16 protein-coding genes are annotated in these 25,475 nt (G+C 68.5%); 1 reads left to right on the top strand and 15 read right to left on the bottom strand.

Annotated elements, in window-relative coordinates:
* Nucleotides 1-2: 2 nt before the first annotated feature.
* From WG903_RS06825 to WG903_RS06765, 13 genes are read right to left on the bottom strand one after another with little or no spacing between them, the layout of a single operon-like run.
* Nucleotides 3-1,394 (bottom strand): TolC family outer membrane protein, encoded by a 1,392-nt coding sequence (locus WG903_RS06825; RefSeq protein WP_340073560.1) that lies wholly within the window; start codon nt 1,392-1,394, stop codon nt 3-5.
* 2 nt (nt 1,395-1,396) lie between these two features.
* On the bottom strand, nt 1,397-2,758 hold the full coding sequence (locus tag WG903_RS06820) for an HlyD family type I secretion periplasmic adaptor subunit (protein WP_340073557.1): 1,362 nt from the start codon (nt 2,756-2,758) through the stop codon (nt 1,397-1,399).
* Between the two features lie 30 nt (nt 2,759-2,788).
* On the bottom strand, nt 2,789-4,510 hold the full coding sequence (locus tag WG903_RS06815; protein ID WP_340073555.1) for a type I secretion system permease/ATPase: 1,722 nt from the start codon (nt 4,508-4,510) through the stop codon (nt 2,789-2,791).
* An 8-nt stretch (nt 4,511-4,518) separates the two neighbouring features.
* Nucleotides 4,519-6,276 carry a type I secretion system permease/ATPase gene (locus WG903_RS06810; RefSeq protein ID WP_340073553.1) on the bottom strand — a complete coding sequence of 586 codons (1,758 nt, stop codon included), beginning with the start codon at nt 6,274-6,276 and terminating at the stop codon, nt 4,519-4,521.
* Entirely contained in the window at nt 6,273-6,878 is a 606-nt protein-coding gene (locus WG903_RS06805) for a hypothetical protein (RefSeq protein WP_340073551.1), read from the bottom strand. Before WG903_RS06805 ends, WG903_RS06810 begins: the two co-directional genes overlap by 4 nt.
* A gap of 59 nt (nt 6,879-6,937) precedes the next feature.
* Entirely contained in the window at nt 6,938-7,735 is a 798-nt protein-coding gene (gene cysQ / locus WG903_RS06800) for a 3'(2'),5'-bisphosphate nucleotidase CysQ (RefSeq protein ID WP_340073549.1), read from the bottom strand.
* Nucleotides 7,732-8,712 (bottom strand): NAD-dependent epimerase, encoded by a 981-nt coding sequence (locus WG903_RS06795; protein WP_340073547.1) that lies wholly within the window; start codon nt 8,710-8,712, stop codon nt 7,732-7,734. Before WG903_RS06795 ends, cysQ begins: the two co-directional genes overlap by 4 nt.
* A gap of 1 nt (nt 8,713) precedes the next feature.
* Nucleotides 8,714-10,036 carry a UDP-glucose dehydrogenase family protein gene (locus WG903_RS06790; protein WP_340073545.1) on the bottom strand — a complete coding sequence of 441 codons (1,323 nt, stop codon included), beginning with the start codon at nt 10,034-10,036 and terminating at the stop codon, nt 8,714-8,716.
* Nucleotides 10,033-10,680 (bottom strand): 4'-phosphopantetheinyl transferase family protein, encoded by a 648-nt coding sequence (locus WG903_RS06785; RefSeq protein ID WP_340073543.1) that lies wholly within the window; start codon nt 10,678-10,680, stop codon nt 10,033-10,035. The genes WG903_RS06790 and WG903_RS06785 overlap by 4 nt, the downstream gene beginning before the upstream one ends.
* Before the next feature lie 34 nt (nt 10,681-10,714).
* On the bottom strand, nt 10,715-11,830 hold the full coding sequence (locus WG903_RS06780; protein ID WP_340073541.1) for a hypothetical protein: 1,116 nt from the start codon (nt 11,828-11,830) through the stop codon (nt 10,715-10,717).
* A gap of 12 nt (nt 11,831-11,842) precedes the next feature.
* Nucleotides 11,843-14,992: a condensation domain-containing protein gene (locus tag WG903_RS06775; RefSeq protein ID WP_340073538.1), complete on the bottom strand. Its 3,150-nt coding sequence runs from the start codon at nt 14,990-14,992 to the stop codon at nt 11,843-11,845.
* Entirely contained in the window at nt 14,992-17,844 is a 2,853-nt protein-coding gene (locus WG903_RS06770; RefSeq protein WP_340073535.1) for an AMP-binding protein, read from the bottom strand. Before WG903_RS06770 ends, WG903_RS06775 begins: the two co-directional genes overlap by 1 nt.
* Before the next feature lie 43 nt (nt 17,845-17,887).
* A complete protein-coding gene (locus WG903_RS06765; protein WP_340073533.1) occupies nt 17,888-18,670 on the bottom strand; it encodes a Stf0 family sulfotransferase in 783 nt (260 codons plus the stop codon).
* 160 nt (nt 18,671-18,830) lie between these two features.
* Here WG903_RS06765 and WG903_RS06760 point away from each other — a divergent pair, with 160 nt between their 5' ends.
* Nucleotides 18,831-19,868: a hypothetical protein gene (locus WG903_RS06760; RefSeq protein WP_340073530.1), complete on the top strand. Its 1,038-nt coding sequence runs from the start codon at nt 18,831-18,833 to the stop codon at nt 19,866-19,868.
* Here the strand turns inward: WG903_RS06760 and WG903_RS06755 are convergent.
* Nucleotides 19,865-21,301 (bottom strand): glycosyltransferase, encoded by a 1,437-nt coding sequence (locus WG903_RS06755; RefSeq protein WP_340073528.1) that lies wholly within the window; start codon nt 21,299-21,301, stop codon nt 19,865-19,867. The two genes, WG903_RS06760 and WG903_RS06755, sit on opposite strands and share 4 nt — an antisense overlap.
* A gap of 131 nt (nt 21,302-21,432) precedes the next feature.
* Nucleotides 21,433-25,293 carry a DUF4214 domain-containing protein gene (locus WG903_RS06750; RefSeq protein WP_340073526.1) on the bottom strand — a complete coding sequence of 1,287 codons (3,861 nt, stop codon included), beginning with the start codon at nt 25,291-25,293 and terminating at the stop codon, nt 21,433-21,435.
* Nucleotides 25,294-25,475: the final 182 nt, after the last annotated feature.

Here is a 25,475-nt window from a genome sequence, read left to right as displayed (position 1 = left end):
CCTCAGGGGGCGAGCGTCGAATTGATCTCCGCGATGGCCGTCTCGTCGGCGACGCCGGTGAGCGCCTGCAGGCGCACGCGCGACAGCAGGTACAGGTAGCGCGCCTGCGCCAGGTCGCGCAGCGCGGTCACCCGCTGCTCCTCGGCCGCGAGGATGTCCACCACCGTGCGCACGCCGCCTTCGTAGGAGCGGCGCGTGGAGCGCACCATCACCTCGGCCGACTGCACGGCCTTCTCCAGCGCCGCGACCTTCGCGACGCCTTCGGTCACGCCGCGGAACTCCTGCTCGATGCGCAGCGCGAGGTCGCGGCGCGTGGCTTCGAGCGCCTGCTCGGCGCGCTCGGTGTCCGCCACGGCCTGGCGCGTCTGCGAGGTGACGCCGCCGCCGGCGAAGATCGGGATGTTCAGCTGGATGCCGAAGCTCGTGTTGTCGTAGTTGGAGTTGATCCGCGTGACGTTCTCGCTGTTGCTGATCGAGCGCTGCGCCACGAAGTCCAGCGTCGGCAGATGGCCGGCGCGCGCCTTGTCGATCTCGCGCCGCGAGGCGTCGCGCTGCGCGGACATCGAGCGCAGCTCGGGGCTGGTGAGCTCGGCGCGCTGCTGCCACTCGTCCAGCTGCGCCGGCACCGGCGGGCCCAGCTTCAGGCGGGCCGGGTCCACCGGCGCGAGCGCGGTGACGGGGCGGTTGATCAGGACCTGCAAGACACGGCGCGTGTAATCCACGTTCTGGCGCAGCTGCAGCTCGGTCGCGATCGTGAAATCGAGCTTGGCCTGCGCGTCGTCGATGTCGGTGCGCACGCCGGCGCCGGCCGAGAAGCGCTTCTTCGCCGCATCCAGCTGCGTCGTGTACGTCGACTTCTGCGCCAGGATCAGCGCCAGCTGGTCCTGCGCGAGCAGGCAATCGAGGTAGGCGCTGGTCACGCGCACCGCGAGGTTCTGCGTTTCCTTGTCCAGCTGCGCGTTCGCATCGGCCACCACCGCGCGCGCCTGCGCCAGGTCGGCGATCTGGTAAGGCCGGAAGATCGGCTGGCGCAGCGTCAGCACCTTGCTGCTGCTGCCGTAGCGCGTCTCGTCGACCACCGGGCCGGTGATGCCGGGCGAGGTGCTCTCGAGGTGGTTGTGGTTGCGGCCGTAGCTGGCCGAGATGTTCGGCAGCAGAGCGGCGCGCGCCTGCGGCAGGCGCTCGCGCCGCGCGTCGGCTTGCGCGCGCGCGGCGCGGATCGTCGCGTCCTCGACGAAGGCCAGGCGGTATGCCTCGGCCAGCGTCAGCGCGGGCTCGGTCGCCGGCCTGGCAGCCGGAGTCGCCGCGGGGCTCTGCGCATGGGATGCGAGCGGCGACAGCGCGCACAGCATCGCCACGCAGGCGGCGGACACCGCCCGGGAAGTGAACCGCATCGTCATTGCTCCTTCATCGCCGCCGCAAGGCGCTTGGTCAGCGGGTGCAGCACGTAGGCCAGCATCGAACGCTCGCCGGTCTTGAGCACGACTTCCACCGGCATGCCGGCCTGCAGCACGCGCTTGCCGAGCTTCTTCTGGCCTTCGGGCGTGACGGCCACGCGCGCCAGGTAGTAGGTGGCGCCGCTTTGCTGGTCGGCGAGCAGGTCGCCGGAGATCGACACGACCTTGCCGTCGACGACTAGCACCGGCGAGTTGGAGAACGTGTTGAAGCGGATGTCCACCGGCAGGCCCGCGTGCACCTGGTCGATCAGGTTCGGCGCCACGCGCGTCTCCACGAGCAGCATCTCGTTGTCGGGCACGATGTCCATGATCTTCTGGCCGCCCTGGATGACGCCGCCCACCGTCTGGATGGCGAGGCCGACGACCTGGCCGGTCGCGGGGGAGCGCAGCTCGGTGCGATTGAGGTCGTCGCCCAGCGCCTGGAACTTGGCTTCGTCGGCCTGCACCTGGCGCGTCACGTCGGTCAGCCCGCCTTCGACCTCCTTGCGGTACTCCTGCGTGCGCCCGAGCGACTTCTGGCGCAGCTCGGCGATCGCGTTGTGCGTGCGGGCGATGTTGCCGAGCAGTTCGGCGACCGCGCCGTTCGCGTCGGCCACCATCCGTTCAAGCTCCAGCTGGCGGTTGCGCGGCATGTAGCCTTCGACCACGAGCTCGCGGGTGTTCTTCAGCTCGTCGTTGATGAGCGCGAGCTGGCTGCGCCGGCTGATGAGGATCTCCTGGTAGGAGCGGATCAGCGATTCCTGGCCGCGGATGCTTTCCTGGATCTGCTGCAGGTCGGCCTGCAACGAGGAGCGGCGCGAGGCGAACAGCTGCTGCTGCGTCTGCACCTGGTTGCGGATCAGCGGGTCCTTCGCGGCCGCGGCCTGCAGGTCCGGGTGGATCGTCATCGCGGGCAGGCCGGACTGCTCGGCGAGCAGGCGCCCCTGCATCGCGCGCAGGCCGAAATACTCCTGGCGGATGCTTTCGTAGTTGGCGCGCGTGGCGGCTTCGTCGAGCTTGAGCAGGACCTGGCCTTCGCGCACGCGGTCGCCTTCCTGCACCATCATCTCCTTGATGATGCCGCCGGTGGGGTGCTGCACCGCCTTGCGCTTGGTGTTGATGGAGACGACGCCGGTGGCCGGCACGCCTTCGTCCAGCGGCGCGAACGCAGCCCACAGCAGGAAGCCGACGAAGCCGAGGCCCAGGGCCCACAGGCCGATGCGGCCGGCCCGGATGGAGTCGCCGTGGGTGTGGCCTTCATCGGCCGGTGCGCCCGGTGCGGGCGTGGCCGACGGGGGCTGGAGTTGGTTTTGCGTTTCCATGGCTGGGGACTGTTTCGGTTCGGTGGGAGATCAGGCGGGCTGCGGGTTCGCCAGCCGGGCGGGGGCCTGCGCGGGGCGCAGCGATGCGAGCACCGCGTCGCGCGGGCCGTCGGCGCGGATCGTGCCGTCCTGGACCAGCACGATGCGGTCGGCCAGCGCGATCGCCGAGGGGCGGTGGGTGATGAGGATGACCGCCTTGCCCGCGGCCTTGAGCTGCTGCACGGCGCGGGCCAGTGCGCCCTCGCCGGCTTCGTCGAGGTTGGCATTCGGTTCGTCGAGCACGACCAGCGACGGGTTGCCGTAGACGGCGCGCGCGAGGCCGATGCGCTGGCGCTGGCCGCCCGAGAGCATGCGCCCGGCGGCGCCCACCGGCGTGTCGTAGCCTTGCGGGAAGCGCAGGATCATCTCGTGCAGGCCGGCGATGCGGGCGGCTTCGATGACCTTCTCCGAGTCGAGCTCGCCCATGCGGCTGATGTTCTCGGCGATGCTGCCTTCGAAGAGTTCGATGTCCTGCGGCAGGTAGCCGATGTGCGGCCCGAGCTCGACGCGGTTCCACTGCGCGAGCGGCACGCCGCCCAGCTGCACCTCGCCCGTGACGTGCGGCCAGATGCCGGTGATCACGCGAGCCAGCGTCGACTTGCCCGAGCCCGAGGGACCCATGACCACCACCACCTCGCCCGGGCGGACCGACAGGTCCACGCCCTTGAGGATCGGCTCCTTGCGGCCGGGCGCATCGGCCACCGCGCCGCGCAGGACGACTTCGCCGGTCGGCGCCTCGCCGCGCAGCGGAACCTCGCGCTCCGGGTAGCCGGTCAGCAGCGTCTCCAGGCGCAGGAAGGCGTCGCGCGCATTGGCGAAGCTGCGCCAGGACTGCACCAGCGAGTCGATCGGCGACAGCGCGCGGTTCATCAGCAGGTTACAGGCGATCATGCCGCCGGGCGACAGTTCGCCGTTCGCCACCAGCAGCGCGCCGGCCGCTAGGCCGACGGACTGCTGCACATAGCGCGCGAACTTGCTCAGCGCCGTGGCGCGATGGTTGACCGCCGATGCGTGCCCGTGCTTCACGTTGAACTCGTCCTGCCACGCCTGCCAGCGCTTGCGCAGCGCGCCCAGCATGCCCATCGACTCGATCACCTCGATGTTGCGCAGCTTGCTCTTCAGGTACATCTGCACGCCGGTGGCCGCCTGGGCAGCGTCCTGCGTGGGCTTGACGGTGCGCGCGTGGCCGAACCACGCCACCAGGCCCTGGATGATGGCGAACACGATCGCCACCCACCCGAGCAGCGGGTGCACGAGGTACATCACGGCGATGTAGATGGGCGTCCACGGCACGTCGAACAGCGTGAAGAGCGTCTGCCCCGTGAGCATCTGGCGGATCTGCAGCAGGTCGGTGAACGCGCGCGTCGGGCCGCTGCTGGAGCCTTCGAGGTAGGTCTCGAAGCTGGAATTGAACACGCGCGAGCTCAGGCGTTCGTCGAAGCGGATGCCGGCGTGGATCAGGATCTGCGAGCGCGACCACTCGGCGATCGCCATCAGCACGAAGAAGAACAGCGTGATGAGCGAGATCGCGAGCAGCGTGAGCTCGTTGCGGCTGGCCAGGACGCGGTCGTAGACCTGCATCATGTACAGCGTGGGCGCGAGCATCAGCAGGTTGGCGACGAAGCTGCACAGGCCCACCACCCAGAACTCGCGGCGGAAGTTCCACAGGGAGGCGGCGAGTTCGCTGCGCTGGAAGAAAGCGGGTGTCTTCATGGTCGTCCTCAGGCACGCGCGGGGGTTGCGGGAAGGGCTGCGCCGGCCGCTGCGGCCTCGGCCGCCTTCGCCTTGCCGGCGGCCGCGGCCTTCGCGAGCGCGGCGAGCACCTCGTCGCGCGGACCGAAGGCCTGCGCGACGCCGTCGTGCAGGACCAGCATGCGGTCGGCCACCGCGAGCACGCTGGTGCGGTGGGTCATGATCACGAAGGTCGTGCCGCGCTCCTTCAGGCCGCGGATGGCCGAAGCGAGGGCGGCATCGCCCGATTCGTCCAGGCTCGAATTGGGTTCGTCCAGCACCACCAGCGCCGGGTCGCCGTACAGAGCCCGGGCCAGCGCGACGCGCTGGCGCTGGCCGCCGGAGAGCATCGCGCCGTCGTCGCCGATGGGGCTGTCGTAGCCGCCGGGCAATTGCGTGATCAGGTCGTGCAGCCCGACGGAGCGCGCGGCGGCTTCGACCTTCTCCATGTCCACCGCGCCGAAGCGCGCGATGTTTTCGGCGAGCGTGCCTTCGAACAGCTCGACGTCCTGCGGCAGGTAGCCGACGTACGGGCCGAGTTCGGCCTTGTCCCAGCCGAAGACATCCGCCCCGTCCAGCCGCACCTTGCCGGCGGCCGCGGGCCAGATGCCCACCAGCAGGCGCGCCAGCGTCGTCTTGCCGGATGCGGAGGGCCCGACCACGGCGAGCACCTGCCCCGAGGCGAGGCCGAACGAGACGTTGCGCAGGATGGCGGCCTGCATGCCGGGCGCGCCGGCCGTGACCTGTTCCACCGTCAGCATGCCCTTGGGCGGCGGCAGCGACATCGACGGGCCGCGGGCCGGCTTGGCGTCGAGCAGTTCCGACAGGCGGGTCCATGCGTCGCGCGCGAGCACCACGGTGCGCCACTGCGTGACGATCTGCACCAGCGGCTGCAGCATGCGCGCGCCGAGGATCGAGGAGATCACCAGCATGGCGCCGCCGCCGTTGAGCGAGTCGTGCAGCATCAGCCATGCGGCCAGCCCCAGCAGCGCGGAGCTCAGCGTCATCTGCACGAACTTGGTGATGGCCTGGTACTTGCCGGCGTTGGTCGACGCCACGGCCTGCAGGTCCAGGAACTGGCGCTGCTTCTTCTGCCAGCGCTGGTGCACGTCGGGCAGCATGCCCATCGCCTCGATCACTTCGGCGTTGCGCAGCGTGCCGTCGGCGTACTGCTGCGCGGCCATCGACTCGCGCTGCGATGCGACCAGCGACGGGCGCGTGCTGCGCTCGTTCATCCAGCCGATGCCGGTCTGCAGCACCGCGCCGACGACGGCCACCCAACCCAGCACGGGGCTGATGGCGAAGATCAGCACCAGGTACACGAGCGCGACCGGCGCTTCCATCGACGCCGACGAGACCGGCGAGCTGTAGGCGTCGCGCAGGGTCTTCAGGTCGGCCAGCGGCTGGGCGGTGGGCGAGCCGGGCCGCTGCAGGTTGATCGTGAACATCACGTCGAACACGCGGCGGGCCAGGCTGCGCTCGAAGGCTTCGCCGGCCTCGTGCAGGATCTCGCCGCGCGCCCACTCCACGACCTCGAGCACCGCGTACGCCGCGAGCACCGCGAGCAGCAGCATCCCGAGCGTGAGGATGCTGCGGCTGGTGAGCACGCGGTCGTACACCGACAGCATGTACGCGCTGGAAGACAGCGACAGCAGGCCGGCGGCGACGCTGAACACGCCCGCGCGGCGCAGGTAGGGCCGGGTCGCGTCGAAGGCTTCGCGCAGTTCCTGGGACTTGTTGGGGCTCATGCTGCGCTTTCGACGCGGAGGTAGACGGGAAGCGCCGCGGAAGGCGCCGGGATGGGGGCCGCGACTTCGCCCTCCTGCGAGAAGTGGAACGCCAGCTCGAAGCTGCGTCCCTGGCCGAGCGGGCGCGCGAGCACGATCTCGCGCACCTTCTCGTTGCGGAAGCGCTCCTCGTCCTGTGGCGTGAGCGCCACCTGGAAACGCATCCGGCCGTCCAGCGTGTACATCGAGAGCGTGCCGTCGCGGAGACTGAGCGTATGGCGGTCGAAATACACGGGCGAGGATTTGTCGAACTGCACCAGCGGCAGCGGCTTGTCGCCCAGGCGCTGGAGGTTGAAGGGGCTGTCGGGGTGCTGGTAGACGATGCGGCAGGCGCGCGAGACCGAATAGATCACGTTGCACGCCATCTGCGAGCCGATGTTCGGGAAGGCTTGCCGCAGGCCCCGGTAGGCCAGGTGGTGCAGCGCCACGCGGTTCCACACCCGGCTGGCTTGCACCAGCGGTGCGATGCTGTTGCAGGCCTTGGCGAACGCCTCCTGCAAGGCCTCCAGCCGGGCCGACTGCTCGGGCGCCGGGTTCAGGGTGACACGCAGGACGCTATTCATATAGGAGGCGGATTCTAGCGTCCTATATGAATTCTCCTATATGAACCCCTACAACGGCCTCAGGTAATGGGCGGCAGGGCGAGCCGGGGGTCGCCGGTGGCCAGGAAATTGGGGTTCAGGATGGGCCGGTCCAGCCCGTAGCGCAGGGGCTGGCCCACCGGGTCGTGGACCGCCCCGCCGGCCGCCTCCAGCACCGCCTGCCCGGCCGCCGTGTCCCACTGCGAGGTGGGTCCCATGCGGGGGTAGGCGTCGGCGGCGCCCTCGGCGATGCGCAGGAACTTGAGCGAGCTGCCCGCCGCGAGGAACTGGTGTTCGCGCCCCAGCGCATCGAGCCAGCGCTCCATGGCGTCGCTGCCATGCGAGCGGCTCCCCAGCACCCGCAGGGGCTGCGTGGGTTCGCAAGCGCTCACGTGGATGGCCTGGGGCGCGCCGTTCGTCCGCTTCCACGCACCCACCCCTTTCGCGCCGTAGAACAGCTCGCCGAGCGCCGGCGCCTGCACGACGCCGGCGATGGGCACGCCGTCCCTCACCACCGCGATGTTCACCGTGAACTCGCCGTTGCGCTTGAGGAATTCCTTGGTGCCGTCCAGCGGGTCGACCAGCAGGAACGCCGAAGGCAGCGTCGCGTGCGCCGCCGAGCGCGATTCCTCGGACAGGATGAACACGCCGGGGAACGCGCGCTCTAGGCCCGCGCGGATGACCGCGTCGGCGCGCAGGTCGGCCGCCGTCAGCGGCGACTCGTCGTCCTTGCGCGTCGCGTCGAAGTCGCCCGACTCGTACACCGCCATGATTTCGCGGCCGGCGGCTTCGGCGATGCCGCACAGCACGTCGAGCTCGCGTTGCGTGATCGCATTCACTGCTTCGGCCCCTTGTAGTCGCGGTACCAGCGCGTGAAGCGCGCCAGCCCTTCGTCGAGCGAGGTGCTGGGGCGGAAGCCCACCCAGGCCGCGAGCGCGTCGACGTCGGCGTAGGTGGCCGGCACGTCGCCCGGCTGCATGGGCAGCATGCGCACCTGCGCCTGGCGGCCCAGGTGCCTTTCCAGCGTCGCGATGAATTCCATCAGCGCCACCGGCTCGTGGTGGCCGATGTTGAAGACGTGGTGCAGCGATTCGCCGGCCTTCGCGTCGGGCACGCGGTCCAGCACGCGCACCACGCCTTCGACGATGTCGTCGATGTAGGTGAAGTCGCGCTTCATGTCGCCGTGGTTGAAGACGTCGATGGCGCGGCCCTGCAGGATGGCCTCGGTGAACGAGTAGTACGCCATGTCCGGGCGGCCCCAGGGGCCGTACACGGTGAAGAAGCGCAGCCCCGTCGCGGGAAAGCCGTACAGGTGCGCGTACGCATGCGCCATCAGCTCGTTGGACTTCTTGGTGGCCGCGTACAGGCTCACCGGGTGGTCGACCGGGTCGCTTTCGGAGAACGGCATCTTGGTGTTGCCGCCGTAGACGCTGGAACTGCTGGCGTAGACGAGGTGCGCGATGCGTGCGTGGCGGCAGCCTTCCAGGATGTTCAGGAAGCCGACCAGGTTGGCCTGGGCGTAGGCCTGCGGGTTCTTCAGCGAGTAGCGCACGCCGGCCTGCGCGGCGAGGTGCACGACGCGGTCGAAGCCGCCGGAGGCGAAGAGCGCGGCCATCGCGTGGCGGTCGGCGATGTCGACGGGCAGGAACGTGAAGCCGCGCTGCGGCTGCAGGCGCGCCAGGCGGTCGCGCTTGAGCTGCGGGTCGTAGTAGTCGTTCAGGTTGTCGATGCCGACCACCTCGTCGCCGCGCGCGAGCAGCCTTTCGGCGACGTACATGCCGATGAAGCCCGCCGCGCCGGTGACCAGCACTTTCATGTCAGCGCCCGATGCCGTGGTATTCGAAGCCGCGCGCTCGCACCGCAGCGGGCTCGTACAGGTTGCGGCCGTCGAAGATCACGGGCTGCTTCAGCGCGGACGCGATCGCCTCGAAGTCGGGGCTGCGGAATTCCTTCCATTCGGTGGCGATCACCAGCGCGTCGGCACCCTCAAGCGCGTCCATCGCGCTCTCGGCGAAGGCGATGCCTTTCTGGCCGGCGAAGGCCTTGCGCGCCTCGTCCAGCGCCACCGGGTCGTAGGCGCGCACCTGCGCGCCGGCATCGACCAGTTCCTTGACGATGGTGCGGCTGGGGGCCTCGCGCATGTCGTCGGTGTTGGGCTTGAAGGCCAGGCCCCACAGCGCGAACGTGCGGCCGGCGAGCTTGTCGCCGAAGCGCTGCTTCACCTTGGCGGACAGCACGAGCTTCTGCGCCTCGTTGGCCGCACGCACGGCGGTCATCACCTTCAGCTCGAGGCCTGCGTCGTCGTGCGCCGTGCGCACCAGCGCCTGCACGTCCTTGGGGAAGCACGAGCCGCCGTAGCCGCAGCCGGCGTAGAGGAAGTGGTAGCCGATGCGCGGATCGGAACCGATGCCCTTGCGCACCGCCTCGATGTCGGCACCCACGCGCTCGGCGAGCAGCGCCATCTCGTTCATGAACGAGATGCGCGTGGCCAGCATCGCGTTGGCGGCGTACTTCGTCAGCTCCGCCGAGCGGATGTCCATCTGCACGATGCGGTCGTGGTTGCGCTGGAACGGCGCATACAGCTCGCGCAGCAGCTGCGCGGCGTGATCCGAGTCCGTGCCGATCACGATGCGGTCGGGTTTCATGAAGTCCTCGACCGCCGCGCCTTCCTTCAGGAACTCGGGGTTGGAGGCGACGGCGAATTCGTGCTTCGCGCCGCGCTCGCCGAGAACACGCGCGACTTCGGAACGCACCTTGTCGGCGGTGCCCACGGGGACGGTGGACTTGTCGACGATGAGGCGGAAGCCGTCCATGTGCTGCGCGATCGCGCGCGCTGCGGCGACGACATGGCTCAGGTCGGCCGAGCCGTCCTCGCCGGGTGGTGTGCCCACGGCGATGAACTGCACATCGGCGAAGGCGACGGATTTCACGACGTCGGTGGTGAACGACAGCCGCCCCGCGGCAACGTTGCGGCGGACCATTTCCTCCAGGCCCGGCTCGTGGATCGGGATGCCGCCCGCGTTGAGCATCTCGATCTTGCGCGGGTCGAGGTCCAGGCACAGCACGTCGTTGCCCACTTCGGCCAGGCACGCGCCCGTCACCAGCCCGACGTAACCGGTCCCGACGATGGTGAGCTTCATGGTTCGTTTCCTTGTTCTTCGACGGCCAGCGCGAGCGCGTAGCCGGGCATCGCATCCAGCTGGAGGATACGGTAGTGGCGCTCGCGCCCCGTTTCGTCGCCGATGCGGGCCGTTTCGCCCTGCGCCGCCGCGCGTCCCATGCCGTCGATGCCGACGCCGGCGGCCTTGACCAGCGCCTCCTTGCGCGTCCACAGCGCGAAGAAGGCCTGCGGCTCGCGCGCGGCGGCCAGCCATGCCTGCTCGTCGCGGGTGAAGAAGCGCTGCGCGATGCCGGTGGCGTCGATGGCGGCATCGACGCGTTCCACGTCCACGCCGACCGGGCGCGTCGCGATGGCCACGGCCGCGCAGCCGGCGCGGTAGGAGATGCTGAAGTGCACGCCCGGCGCATCGTCCAGCGCCGGCTTGCCTTTCGGCCCGTTGGTGAAACGCAGCTCGCGCGCGTCGCGGCGCGTGCGTTGCGCCAGCAGGCGGCGCAGCGCCGCATGCGCGCAGACATAGGCCTGCGCCTGGCCCGGGCCGCGCAAGCGCGCGGCGCGTTCGCTTTCCTCGGGGCTCAGGAGCGCGTGGGCTTCCGGCGGCGGCGCGCCATCGAGCACATGGACCTCGACGCCTTCCAGGGGAGCGATGCGGACGGGGGCGGACATGGGGGCGCGGCGGTCCGCCGGCGGCAGGGGCCGCTCAGCGCGCGAGGAACTTCTGGATTTCCGCCTCGTTCTTGGCGAGGTGGTCCTTGACGATGGCACGCTCCTCGTCGCTCAGCTTCTTGCCGGCGGCGATGGTGCCGATGACGCCCGGGTGGTAGAAGCGCAGCGCCGCCGAGAGCACGAACGCTTCGTCGACCAGGTCCGACGTGGTGCTGGGCGACATCGTGTCGGCGAAGTTGTCCGAGCCCATGCGCACGTGCACGCCGGCGGCCAGCATCTCGAGCAGGCGCGGGATCGAGTTGTACGTGGGCGTCATGATCGGCCGGTACTGGCGCATGCCCAGCGCCGCCGACGGGCAGGTGATCACGCCGATGTTCAGGTCGACCATGTCCTTGAGCAGCTTCTCGAAGCGCGCGTCGTCGTAGGTCGAGGGCGAGATGACGTGGATGGCCCACACCATGGGCTCGCCGTCGACCTCGAGGCGGCCGAACTCGCGCACGACGTCGATCAGGCGCTCGGTGCCGCGTTCGCCGGGCTCGTTGCGCTGGTCGGTGTGCACGTGCAGGCTCTTGCCGTTGTCCATGGCCAGCTTCAGCAGGCGGCGGCAGTGTTCCTCGTACCCGATCTTGTGCGGGTAGGTCGACTTCTCGTCGGCCTCGGGCAGCGCCGCCACGAAGTCGGCGTGCTTGACCGCCTCGAGGATCAGGTTCCAGCGGGCGGGGTCGGTGTCGTCGAAACCGAAGGGCGTGTAGGCCGCCAGGCGCAGGTCGATCTCGTGCGCGCGCTTTTTCTTGATGTCCTGCATCCAGCGCATCGCTGTCATGCCCAGGCCGTCGGCCGTGCAATCGACCAGCGTGTCGGCGCGCTTCGTGTTGCAGTCGACCATCTCGTCCAGCGCCGCGTTGATGCGGCGGTAGAAGTCGGCTTCGGTGTAGGCCTCGCCCGAATGCAGGTCGGTGATCAGGCTGTGCTTGCGGTGCAGCGAGACATGCGAGGTGTCGAGGATGCGGTGGCCCACCGCCTGCATGTATTTCTCGTCCAGCGTGTACACGCGATCGAGGTGCAGGTGGGCGTTGTGCATGCCACCGTGGTGCCGGATGGCCGCATCCAGCCTCTGGTACCACAGGTTGTTCACGCGCCGGTCACGCATTCCTCAAGCTCCTCACACCCCCGCCACGGCGGGAACGTCAACAGTGAATTCTAACAAGCACGGTTTGGAGCCGCGCTCCTGGAAACGGGCCACGCCTTCGTCGACCAGATCGATCTCGAGCACCCAGCGGCCGCCCTCGGCCGGCACGGTCACGCCCAGTTCCACGGTGGCCGTCTGGCCGGGACCGAGTTCGCGCACGAGTTCAGCGCGGCCATCCAGCTCGATCGGCTCGCCGCCGTCGGTGCGCAGCCAGCGGTTGGCGACGTGGATGCCGCTGCGGGCCGAAGGCTGCCACGGCACGCTGCTTTCGTTGGTCACTTCCACGCGCACCACGGCGCGCTCGCCGGCGCGCGCCTGCGGGGCCTGCGCGGACACGCGCGCGCGGTAGGCTTCCTCGGGCAGCACCTGGCCGGACGCGATCCTAGGGGGGTCGTCCCGCAATGCTCCAGCTTGGGCCGCCTCGATGGATCTTTTGATGGTGGCCGTGAGAATTTGCACGTTGGGTTCTCGGAAGAACTGGCCGTGCTCGCCCTGGATCTGCGTCATCGCGACCGGGCCGGTGTAGAACTTGTGCCAGCCCATCTCGGGCTTCGCGTACGAGCGGCGCGGGTTGTACACGCTGCGGTCGCCGAAGAGCAGCGCCACCGGCGAGTCGTACGCAAAGGGCGCGAACTTCTCCTGCATCACCAGCAGCGTGATTTCGTGGCCCAGTGCACGCAGCTGGCGCGCCACCTGGAAAGCGATCAGTGCGGCCTGGCAGTTCCCGCCGATGAGGTAAGGCCCCTGCGGCTGCGCCTGCAGGATCTCGCCCACGTAGTGCTTCGCCAGCAGCTCGATGTTGTCCTGCGTCTTGACCATCACGCGGTTGCCCGAGCGCATGCCCCACACGGGCTGCTCGGGGCCGAGGTACTTGGCCAGCTGCTGCAGTTCCTGGTAGCGCTGCAGGCACCAGAAGAGCGCCTGCTTCGGGCCGTCGGTGTTCAGGCCCACCATCACGCCGTCCGGCGACGTGCGCTGGCCTTCCCACGACGCCGTGTGGCTGCGCAAGCCCTGGTAGATGTCGTTGGGCAGCACGGCGGAGCTGCCGCCCTGCGCGTCATCGCCGCTGTCGCCGCGCTCGAGCGCCTCGGCCAGCTGCGCGACCGTATTGAGCGTGGCCAGCGCGCGCGGCGGCACGGGCTTGCCCAGCGCCTTCTCGATCTCCACGACCATCTGCACCGACAGCAGCGAGTGGCCGCCCAGCTCGCGGAAGCTGTCGTGGATGCCGACGTCGAAGTCCAGCCACAGGACCTGCTTCCAGATCGCGGCGAGCGTCCGCTCGAGGTCGCTGCGCGGCTCGGCGTAGGGCGTGGCGATGCTGTCGCGGCCCTTGGCCGGCGGCGGCAGGGCGCTGCGATTCACACTGCCATCCGGCGCGAGCGGCATTTCGTCGACGGGGATGAAGCTGGCCGGCATGCGGTAAGCGGGCAGCAACTTGCGCGCATGCGCGCGCACGACGTCGAGGCTGGGCACGTCGTGCTCGTTCAGGACCAGCCACGCATTCAGCGCGCCGCTGGATGCGTCGCGCTCGATCACGGCCTGGTCGATCTGCGGGTGCTCCGCCAGCATCTTCTCGATGTCGGCCAGCGGACGGCCGAACTGCGGGAAATCCGCGACGCGCAGGTCCGGGTCCGCCGCCGCGCGGGCCAGCACGTCCTGGAAGCGCTGCAGCAGCAGCTTCATGCGCTCGGCCGAGAAGATGTCGGCGTTGAAGTCGAGCACGCCCGTGATGCGGTCGCCTTCGAGCTCCGTGTACACGGCGAAATCGAAGTCGGCGGCGTCCTTGCGCACGCTCATGGGCCGCGCGGCGAGGCCGGGCAGGTCGATCTTGCGGCTGGAGGCATCCTGGAACGAGAACATGCCGCGGGTGAGCGGCGTGCGCGCCAGGTTGGGCAGCTGCGCGACGTGCTGCAGCGGCACGTACTGGTTGTCGAAAGCTTCCAGCGACAGCGTGCGCAGCCGGCCCACGAGTTCGCGGAACGTCGGGTTGCCCTGCAGGTCGCAGCGCATCGCGACGATGTTGTTGAAGTAGCCGACCATGCGCTCGATCTCGGCGCGCTCGCGGCTGGCCATCGGCGCCGCGAGAACCTGGTCCTGCTGGCCGGTGTAGCCGTGCAGCAGCAGGTTCAGGCCCGCGAGCAGCACGACGAAGAGGCTCGCCCTTTCCGCCTGGCCGAAGGCGGCGAGCTGCGCGGTGAGCTCGGGGCGGATGACGAAATTCAGGTTGCCCGCCTTGCCCTTGCCCGGCACGCGGTCCTTCTCGTTCGGCGTGGCCAGCGGCGGCACGGCGCCTGCGAGGCGCTGCTTCCAGTAATCGAGCTGGCGCTGCAGCGTGGCTTCGTCCAGGCGCGCGCGTTGCCACACGGCGTAGTCGGCGAATTGCAGCTCGGGCTCGGCCAGCGGGCTGGGCTTCTCCTCGACCGCCGCGCGGTACTCCTGCGCCAGCTCGTCGAGGAAGATCGCCTTGGACATGCCGTCGAAGACGATGTGGTGCATGGTCAGCACGAGGACGTGCTCGCCGGGCTTGAGCCGCAACAGTCGCGCCCGCCACAGCGGGCCGCGCTCCAGGTCGAAGGGCTTGGCCACCTCCGCGCGCAGCAGGCGGTGCAGCGCGCGCTGCGCCTGCTGCGGCGGCAGCTTGGCGAGGTCGCGGCCGGCGTCCATCACCGGAATCACGACGGGCGCATGCGGCAGCACCTCCTGGTGCGCATCGGCGGCCGACGACCCGGGGAACACCGTGCGCAGGCTCTCGTGGCGGCGCAACACGTTGCCCAGCGCCTGCTCGAGCGCGCGCACCTGCAGCTTGCCCGCCAGCTGGAACACCGTGGGGACGTTGTAGACGCTGCTGCCCGGCTCCAGGCGCGCGAGCGTCCAGATGCGTTCCTGCCCGTGCGTCAGCGGCACGCGCGCATCGGGCGCGCGCTTCTGCAGCGTCGCCGGCGCGGCGGACTGGGCGCCGCGCTCGAGGAATTCGATCAGCTCCTGCTTGCGCGCGGACAGCTCGGACTTGAGCTCGCCGGTCATCGCGCCTTGTGGCGCGTTGACGCGCAGCTTGCCGTCCTCGACCCACAACTTGATGTCGAGGGCCGCGACGGAAGCCAGCAGCTGGTCGATCGGCTTCATCAGAGCTCGATGTCCTCGCGGCCGCGCACGTCGGCCACCGTCTCCGTGTAACCCAGCTTCTTCGCGAGGGCGAGGGTCTGCTCGGACAGGAAGTCCACTTCGTAGGCGCTCTTCCACTGGTCGGCGACCGACGCCTCGATCTTCTTGTGCTTGTGGAACTTCGGGTCGCCGATCATGCGCGAGACGCCTTCGTGGATGCCGTCGGTCATGCGCTGCTTCTGGTCGCCCTGCGGCGCCAGCATGTCCGGCGCGAAATCCAGGCCCAGGCGCGTGCACACGTCGCGCATCGCCGCCTCGGGCTGGTTCACCATGTCCTCGAAGCGCAACTGGAACTTGCGGTTGGCGGGAATCTTGTCCAGGAACTTCACGATGTTCTCGTGCAGGATCAGCCAGATCATCTCGCCCAGCTGCCGGCGCCCGTAAGGGCTCGCATCCGGATGGCCCGCGTCCTGGCCGACCAGGCGCGGGTACCAGAGCTGCTCGAGCTTGGCTTCCTCGAACGAGCGGATCATCCCGTACGGATGGCGCAGCAGGTGGATGTAGATCGTGTCCTCGAACCAGGTCTCGCCGCGCTCCAGCGTCTCCAGGTGCGTCGCGTAGGCCGGCGTCTTGTCGGTGAGCCACTGGTCGCCCAGCCACTGCTGCAGCAGGCCGTAGTACTCCTGCGTCGGGAAGGCCTTGGCTTCGAGGTCGGCGAACCAGGCCTGCACTTCCTCGAGCGGCTGCTGGCGGATCTGCATCAGCGCGCGGATGTTGCCTTCGAGCTGGAAGCGCTGCGAGCCCGAGAACCAGGCCTTGCGGTCGGCCAGCGTGTTGTACGTGAGCAGGTACAGCTCCGGCGGCGAGAAGAGCTTCGGGTGGCCGGCGAGCATCGCGCGCAGCAGCGTCGAGCCCGAGCGCGGCGGGCTCAGCACGAAGATGGCCGGCGGGTTCTTCTTCTTGGGCACCCAGGGCTTGGGCGCGGACTTCGCGATGGCCGTGCGCAGCTCCGTGACCATCTGCGGCGTGATCTTCGGCTCCTGCGCCTTGGGCGCGACCGACTGGCCCAGCATGCGCGCGACCAGCTCCGGGTAGTGCTTCTCGAGGAACTTCGCGTAGCGGCCCAGCGTGGGGGCGTCGAACACCGACGACACATAGATGGTGTCGCCCCAGCGCTGCTGCACGGCGTTGATCAGGCTGGCGGCCTTGAGCGAATCGCCGCCCAGCTCGAAGAAGTCGGAATCCATGCCGACCTCCTCGACTTGCAGGATCTCCGACCACACTTGCGCGAGCTGTTTCGCGACGGGGCCTTCCGGCGCGACGAACGCGGCGCGCTCGGCGGCGGCATCTTCGAGCTTGCCGAACTTCTCGGTCAGAACGGCACGCTGCAGCTTGCCGTTGGCGCCGCGCGGGATCTCGTCGACGAAACGCAGCAAGCGCGGGATCTTGAAGAAGGCGATGCGTTCGCGCAGGTAGGCCTTCAGGTCGTCCGCACTTGCCTTCGCGCCGCTGCGCAACACGACGACCGCGCCGACATCTTCGCCGAGCGTCGGGTGCGGAACGGGGAACGACGCCGCATCGGCCACGGCCGGATGCGAGAGCAGCAGCTGGTCGACCTCGTGCGGCGACACCTTCTCGCCGCCGCGGTTGATCATGTCCTTCACGCGGCCGGTGAGGACCAAGTAACCGTCCTCGTCGAGGAAGCCGAGGTCGCCGGTGCGGAAACCCGCATCCGAGAACAGGCGCGCGTTCTCCTCGGGGTTGTCCTCGTAGCCGGCCATCAGGTTGTCGCCCCGGATGACCACTTCGCCGATCTGCTTCGTGCCCAGCGGTTCGTTGTTGCCGCCGAGGATGCGCACTTCCATGCCGGCGCTTGCGCCGACGCAGCCCGGCTTGCGCTTGCCGGGCGGCAGGCGGTTGCTGGTGATCATGCCGGCGGCTTCGGTCATGCCGAAGATCTCGATGACGGGAATGCCGAAGCGCTTCTCCACAGCTTCCATCAGCGGCACGGGCAGCGGCGCGGACACCGAGCGCAGGAAGCGCAGCTGGTGCCCCGCGAGTTCGCCCTCATGCGCATCGGCGGTGTTCACCAGCTCCTGCTGCATCACGGGCACCGCTTGCGTCCACGTCGGACGCCACGCCTTCAGGTCGCGGTAGAACTCGCCCGAGGCGAAGCTGGGCTGGATGAACGTGCCGCCGCCGGCCATCAGCGGCGCGATGAGCACGTCGACCACGCCGCCGATGTGGAACATCGGCAGGAAGTGCAGGCAGCGGTCGGCGGCCGTGAGCTGAAGCGACGCGATCAGGTTGCGCGCCGACGCGACGAGGTTGCGCTGCGTGAGCGGGACCGTCTTGGGCACCGACGTCGTGCCGGAGGTCTGCAGGATCAGCGCGACGTCATCGGGCTGGGCGAGGCCGCTAGCTGCGGCCTTCGCGCCGGGCGCCGCGGCGAGCTCGAAGAGCCCCGCGGCTTTCGCCGTGTCGACCTTGACGTCCACCACGGGCAGGCCCAGCGCTTTCGCAGCGGCGCGCACCGGATGCTGCCCGCCGGCCAGCGTCAGGACCAGCTTGACCTTCAGGCGCTTCAGGTTCTGCTCGTACTCGGCTTGCTTGAAGTCGGGGTTCACCGGCGTCGCGACGGCGGCAGCGGCCACCGAGAGGACCGCGGTGGCCATCTCCGGGCCGCCGGGCATCACGATGCCCACGCGATCGCCGCGGCCCGCGCCCGCGCGGTTCAGCGCTTCGGCGGTGGCGCGGATGTGCGCGACCAGCTGGCGGTACGCGAGCGGGCTGCGGCCATGCGCGGCGATCGCGATGGCATCGGGCGTCGCCGCCGCCTGGCGTTCGATCTGTTCGAGGACTGTGGACGTCATGGGATGCTTTCCGTGGACGGGCGTCCGGGCCGCACGTCCGGCTTCAGGCCGCGGGCGGCGGCAGGCCCAGGTAGGCGTGGAATTCGCGCCGCAGGCGTTCGTTGAGTTCGCCGCCCTGGCGCTCCAGCGGCGGCGCGGGGATGGTCGGCACGTCCTTGTCGATGCCCAGGTAACGCAGCACCCGGCGCGCCTGGTTCTCGTAGTCGTTCACCAGGTCCTCGTACCAGACTTCCAGGACCTCCAGCTTCGCGGCGGGGATGAGCATCTCCCAGCCCGCGTCGTCGTGCGAGATGACCTGCAGGGTGCGGATGATCTCGAACGGATGGATCTTCACGTCCGGGTTCTTCTGGAAGCGCGTGTCCTCCGAGCTCCACACGTTGGTCTTGATGGCAACGGCCTGCGAGATCGCCTGGCCGATGCGGTCGCGGCGGCGGATCCAGATGAGCTTGCCGGCTTCGCGCAGGAACTTGGCGACGTTCTCGGTCGGCTTCTTCGTGCGGAAGACCCCCAGCAGCTGCGAGTAGTGTGTCTTCAGGCCGAACACGCCGTTGGGCGACGTGCGGCGCTTCTGCATCTCGCGCAGGAACTGGTTGATGGTCAGCTCGGGCTTGTTGTACTGCTTGCGCGCCAGCGCCAGCAACGGCGGGTTGAAGTACTCCTGGGGGTCGCCGGCCTGCTTCGTCTCATGCAGCAGTCGGCCCAGCAGCGTGCTGCCCGAGCGCGGGCTCGAGAGGATCGCGTAGCGCATCGTCACCGGCGTGGGCGTCGGGAAGTCGCGCTCGGGGCTCAGCTCGCGCTTGTGCTTTTCGGAGATCGCAATGGTCATGGGTGCATCTGCAAAGACGCCGCCTTCGCTCGAAGCGAGGCGGCGCCGGGTCTCACCGGATTTTAAGCGGTGGGCCCGGGGTGGCGCCGGGGCTTTGCCGCAAGGGCCGGACAAGGGCTGGGTTCGTGAAGATATCACCGGCGTTCGGTAGAGTCGCGGCATGGGCACCATCATCCTCGTCGCGGGGCTGCACAAGACAGGGACCACCTCGATCCAACGGGTGTGTGCCGCGAACAAGGATGCGCTGCAGGAGGCCGGCTACATCTTCCCGGTGGGGAAAATGGGCACATCGAGAGCCGCACCCGCGAACCATACATCGCTGTTTCATTTTGTGTTCCGGCGCGATCCACACAAATGGGGTCCGGGCGTCCTGGCGCCAGAACCGGATGAAGACTTCGCGGCCACCCAGCTGTCGACCCGAGCAGCCCTGGCTGCCAAGCTGGCCCGCACGCGCCGCAACATCATCTTCGTGGCCGAAGGCGTCTCGGTTTTCGATCGCGAGGAACTGGACCGGATGAAGGACTGGTTCGGCGAAGCCGGATGGACCGTCCAGGCCATTTGCCTGGTCCGCCACCTCAGTTCTTGGCTCCATTCGATGGTTGCGCAACGGGTTTCCGCAGGCCCGCGCCTCCCCCTCGACGTGGTTGTGCAGGAGTTCGTCCAGCAGGGCTCGCTGGTGCGTGGCCGCATTCAGAATCTGCGTGCCACCTTCCCCGATACGCGCTTCCTCAGCTACGAGGCCGCGGCGCGGCATCCACAGGGGCCGGCCGGGCAGTTCCTGGACGTGCTGGGCATCCCTGCGGCCACGGCTAACTTTCCGGCCACCGACGTCGCGGCCAACCAGCGCGCCAGCGACGCTGCCGTACGCTTCCTGTCGCGGCTCAACACACGCACGTTGTCGAAGCGGGGCTATGGCCGCTTGTTGGACGAGCGCACGCTGGCGGCGATCCGCGGGGTCGGGCGAGGCAAGTTCGTCCTGCGCGAGGCGGAAGCCCCACAGCTCAATCCCTTGCTGCAAGCAGAAAACGCGTGGCTGCGCAGCGAATTGGGCGATGCGTTTGCCCAGAACGACCCCCGCCTCGAGCCGGCGCCATTCACGTTCGAACGGCAGGATGTCGAGTCCTTTCTGGCCGTGGCGGAAAGCGCCCCGGCGCACTGGCGCCCGCTGCTGCGTGAAGTCGCCAGCGGCCTGCGCTAGCGCTTGCGCGAGGTCTTCGCCTTCTGTTTCGCTTGCTTCTTGGTCAGGGCCTGCTTCACGGCACCCTTCACATCGGGCGCCGGCGTCGCCGCCTGCTTGGCCGCCGCCCTCGCCTGCCGCGCCATATGCGCCTGCTTCACGAGAGGCTCCACCGCCCGCAGGAAACGGTCCGTGTTGCGCTCGATGTCGTGCAGCTTGCCTTCTTCGCGCACGGTCTCGGTGAGCGCCTGGTAGTACGCCTCGTCGTGCCAGATGCGTTTGATCTCCTCGAGCCACGGGCGCACGACCTCTTCGGTCGCCGCGACGCCGCGGTTTTCGCGCACGGTTTCCGGCAGGTCGAACACCACGCCACCCTTGCCCACGAGTTCGGCGGAGCCGCCGGTGCGGCTGGCCAGCACGGGGATGTCGTTGATCAACGCTTCGGCGATCACGCGCGCGCCGCTCTCATGCCACACCGAAGGCAGCAGCAGCGCCCGCGTCGCGGCGTACACGGGCTTCATGTTCTTCTGGTGCCCGATGATCCGCACGTTCGGGAAATCCTCGGCCTTGAACTTCAGCACCTGAAGCGCGTTGCCCCAGCGGCCCCGGCTCTGGACGACGAGGAACTTGATCTCGGGCGCCTCACGCGCCGCCAGCTTGGCCAGCGGCATGAAGACGTTGACGCCCTTTTCAAAGCTCGGGTTGATGAAGGTGATGTACTCCGGCTTGCGCTCTTTCGCCTTGATCAGTTCGGGGTCGATGAACTTGCCGATGGGCACGCATTCGAAGCCGTGCCGCTCGCGGTAGAGCTGTGCGGTCGCCTCGGTATCGGTCACGATGCGCGAGACGTACTGGAAGGTGTCCTTGTTCGTGTAGCCGGCGTTGACGAGGTAGAAGATCACCGGGATGCCCAGCTGGCGCGCCTCGCGCATCACCGTCATTTCCAGCAGCAGGCCGCCCCAGAGGATGATGAACTCCGGCCGGCGCGTCACCAGTTCCTCGCGGAAGCGCCGCAGGTAGATTTCCTCTTCCATCGACCGCATGTCCGGGCGGCGGACAGCCTGCGTGCGCACGATCAGGTGCTCGACACCGAGGACCTGGGCGCGCAGGATGGCCTTGTCCTTGACCTGCTCACCGGCGGCGACGACATGTTCGGCGCCTTGCGCCGAGTCGAACATCTGCGCCTGCAGGGCGACCACGCGGAAGCCGCGCTTGGCCAGTGACGAGAGCATGGTGCGCATGGACAGCGCAGCGCCGCTGGTGATGTCCAGGATGTTCATCGGGCACGCGTAAAGCACGCCCGGTCGCTTGTCCACGGCCTGCGTGGGAGCCGGGGTGACGATCGGAGCTTCCGGCGCGGGCTCCGGGACGCCCGGCGACTCGGGGACTTCCGCGGTTTCCGTTTCGGGATTGGTCTCGAATTCCTGCGTTGCAGGCTCGTTCGGTTTCGTCATTTCTGGATCGCTCGCTGCTGCGCACGGGCGCAGCTCTTCATCAAATGGAAAACCCCGCCACCGGTGAGGTGGCGGGGTTTCGTAGGGTACCACTTCAGGGCCCGGCCTCGCGGCCGGAACCCGTCAGGTCATCAGGAAACGTTGGCTTGGATCAGCGAGCTGAACGCGGTGTTGGCGTTCACCACACCGACCAGAGACACCGTGTCGAGCGTGCCGTTCGCATCCGAGTCGGTCGCTTCGAAGATGTAGTACGTCGTCGAGGCAGCCGTCGAGGCGGTGATGATGTTCACCGTCGAGCTGTTGTCCGCCGTCACCAGGTTGTACTCGCCGGTCGTGAGCGCCGTTGCCAGGCCCGTTGCCGTCGTGATGTCCTGGCCGCCGGCGATGTCCGTCAGCTTGACCGCTTCGCCGTTGTTGACCACCAGAGCCGTGTTCGTCGTACGGGTGTTGTTGGTCAGGTCCGCAGCGAACTCGATGTCCAGCACGTCCTTGCCCGCACCAGCCGTGAAGCCGAAGATCTGGTCGACAGCCGTCCACGTCGTGTCGAAGTGGACGGTGTCCACGCCGGCGCCGAGGAAGATGTTGTCCGCACCTTCGGTGCCCGTGATGCTCGAGCCGCCCGTGCCGGCCTGCACCGTGGTGCCCACCGTCACAGCCGACAGGTCAGCCGTCAGCATGCCGGCCCACGTCGTCGCCACGATGCCGCCGAAGCTGGGCGTCGTGCCGGTGACGTCAACCGTTGCCGTGCTGGCCGCATCACCGCCCGCGAGGGTCAGCGCAGCAGCGCCGCCGTACGAGTTGGCGATCTCGACGTCCACGTCGGAGCTGGCACCCGTGGTGATCGACACCGGGCCCGAACCGAAGTAGATGTCCTTCACGTCCACGTCGACGTCCGCGTCGAGGCCGGTCGTGATCGACAGGCCGGCGAAGCTGCCGCTGAAGCCGGAGATGTGGAAGCCCAGGTCGCCATGGTCGCCGAAGTCCATCGTGACCACGTCGAGCGACGCGCCGCCTTCACCACCGCTGACGTAGATGTCGCCGGAAGCGCCGTCGCCGGCCGTCCAGGAGATCGAGGTCTCGCCGTCGATGATCACGTACAGGTCCGCTGCCGTGTCGTCGCCCTGGTTGACGGTGATCGGGCCGATGTTGCCACCGTTGCCGTCCGCGCTCTGCGCCGCCAGCTCGTACTCACCGGAGGCACCGTTGCCGTTCAGCGTGAGGTTCACCGTGCCGATGTCGCCGCCGCTTGCCAGCAGGTCGATGTCGTAGCTCGAGTTGTCGCCATTGATGTCCAGCGTCACGTCGCCGATGTTGCCGCCCTTCAGGTAGGTGGAGCTGTCGCCGCCACCCGCCCAGGCCAGGCCGCTTTGCTGGCTGGCTTCGACGGTCAGGCCGCCGGAGATGTCGTCGCCCACACCGGTGATGGTGATGTCGCCGACGTCGCCGCCGGAGGCGTTGATGTCGCCGGAAGCAGTCGACGAGTCACCCAGGTTGATGGTGATGTTGCCGACGTTGCCGCCTTCGAGCGGGGCACCCGAGTACGTCACGAAGTCCGCGCTCACATGGAAGTGCATGTGCGCGTCGCCTTCGACGTTGAAGGTGATGTTGCCGATCGAGCCGCCGGAAGCGGAGGCATACACCGTGCCGCTGGCGCCGTCGCCATTGACGTTGAAGGTGATGTCGCCGATGTTGCCGCCGGCCACCCAGTCGTCGTCGCTCCACTGGTAACCCGCGTGCAGCTGGATGCCCGCGCTCGCGTCGTCGCCGGTGATGCTCACGGTCACGTCGCCGATGCCGCCGCCGCTGGCGTCGAAGCCGCCGGAGAAGCTGGCGCCGTCGCCGTTCACGGTGATGGTGATGTTGCCGATGTTGCCACCTTCGGCGGCGCCGCTGAAGAAGGCGGCGCTGACGTTCATGTCGCCTTCGGCGTTGTCACCCTGGACGTTCACGGTGATGTTGCCGATGTCGCCGCCCGACGTCGCAGCGTAGATCCAGCCGGAGCTGTCTTCGCCGGTCACGCTCAGGTTCAGGTCGCCGATGTTGCCGCCGTCGCTCCACAGCCAGATGCCGCCGCGCTCGTCGGTGCCATTCAGCGTGACCGAGACGTCACCCACGTCACCGCCGCCGCTGGCCGCGATGTACAGGGCGCCGCCGCTGTCGAAGGCATCGCCCGTGCCCGTCATGGACAGGGAGATGTCGCCGATGCCGCCGCCGTTCTGGGCATACATGGCGCCCGAGTAGATCGAGCCCGCGCCCAGCGTGATCGCCACGTTGCCGAGCGAACCGGTGCTGGTGATGTCGGCCGGCAGGAAAACCGAGCCGGCAGCCACGTTGACGTTGGTGTGCGACTGGTCGCCGTTGAGGTCGATCGAGTTCGTCGTGTACTTCAGAGCGCCCAGCGTGTTGATCGTCACGCCCGAGGTGTTCTTCAGCGTCACGGCGTCGAGGTCGAACGCGGTGGCCGTCGCGGACGTGCTGCCGATCGTCAGCGTCAGGTCGCCCTTGGCGGCGGCCGCGTAGCCGAAGGTCACGTCGTTGTCGTTGTCGGCCTGGCTCGACACGGTCAGCTTCGTCACCGTCGCCGGCGCGTTGTTGATCGTCTGGTCGGCCGTGGAGCCCGACAGCGTCAGGGTCGTGAGGCCCGTCGTGCCGCCGAGGTCAAGGATGGCGGCCGCGTCGAAGTCGGCGGTCAGCGTCTCGACACCGGTCATCGTGGGCTTGTTCAGCGTGGCAGCGGTGAAGTTGGTCGTCACCGTGTCGGCGCCCGTGCCGCCCTTGATCGTGTCACCGGCGCCCAGGCTGGTGCCCATCCGGAAGGTGTTCGTGCCGGTGGAAGCGGACGCATCGAGCGTCAGCAGGGCAGCGGTGGCGCTGGCTGCGGACAGGTCGAAGTCGTTCGTGCCATTGCCGGTCACGGTGAGCGTGCCAGCGGCGCTGCCGGCGGCGAGCGTCACGAAGTTCGTGCCCGTCGTGGCAACCGAGACCTTCTCGATCGTGTTCGTGTCGGAAACGTTCACCGTGCTGCGAGCCGTCGTCGACGCGCCGACGCCGGCCAGCGACACGTTGGCGGTGTCGCTCGTGCCGGACGTGCTGGCGAAGTCAACCGTCAGGTTGCCCTTGCCGGCCAGGCCGTAGACGCCACTCGTGGACGCGCCGGTGACCATGGAGGTCAGGCCGGTTTGCGTGCTCAGGAAGTTGATGCCGGGGCCGTTTTCGAACAGCGTCGCGTTGACCGTGGCGCCGAGCGTGTCGGTGACGTTGATGATCTCGACGTTCTTGACGATGACCGCGTCCGAAGCCGTGACGCCGTTGGCGACCAGGTTCAGGGTGTCCTTCGTGCCCGCGCCGAGGTCGATCACGTCGCCGGCGTTGAACGTGGCGGTGGCCGCGGTGCCGAAGACGCCAGTAACGGTGTCGACGACGGGCGTGCCGTTGATCAGGTCGGAACCCGTGGTCAGAGCGACTTCGATGCCGTTCTGGCCCACGATGCCGCCGTCGATCGCGGCCTTGGCAGCGGTGACGGTGGCCGGGTCGGCCGTGACAGTGGCCAGCACGACGGTTGCGTCGTCGATGTTGCCGGCGTGCTCGCCGTAGTACTGGGCGACGGCGACCTTGTTGTTGAAGAGCGCAGCGCTCGTCAGGCCGGCCGGGTCCGAACCGCCGTTGGCAACGTAGTTCGCGACAGCCGAGATCATTTCGTTGATCACGGTGCCGGGCGTCGCGCCAGAGGCGTTGAGCTTCGCCGTCCAGAACGCAAGGCCTTCCGCGTCAGCGGCACGGCCCAGCACGTTCAGGTAGAACGAAGCGATGATTTCCTGATTGGTCAGGAACGAGGGGTAATACGCACGAGCCGGGTCGGTCGCGAACATCTGGTTCGCGATGGAGACCATCGACTCGCCTGCGTTCAGCTTGCTCACCCAGAAACCGAGCCCTTCCGCGTCCGGTGCGCGGCCGAAAAGAGCTACGTACAGCTGGGAGATCTGCGTACGCATTTCGACAGTAATTGCCATGAAAACTCCTGTAGAGAAGGTGGAGGCTGCGCTCCGCTAATAAACGCTCAGCCAGCGCGGAGTATAGGTGGTAAGGATGGGCTTCTTGTGATCGCCGTCACAAAAGGGGCTGCGTTTTTCGCCAGCTGTGGTTCGTGGCCCACGCGCCACACTTCCCCTGTCCT

The sequence above is a fragment of the Ramlibacter sp. PS4R-6 genome (genome assembly GCF_037572775.1).
GTDB lineage: Bacteria > Pseudomonadota > Gammaproteobacteria > Burkholderiales > Burkholderiaceae_C > Ramlibacter.
This window is presented reverse-complemented; position numbering and strand designations above follow the sequence as displayed.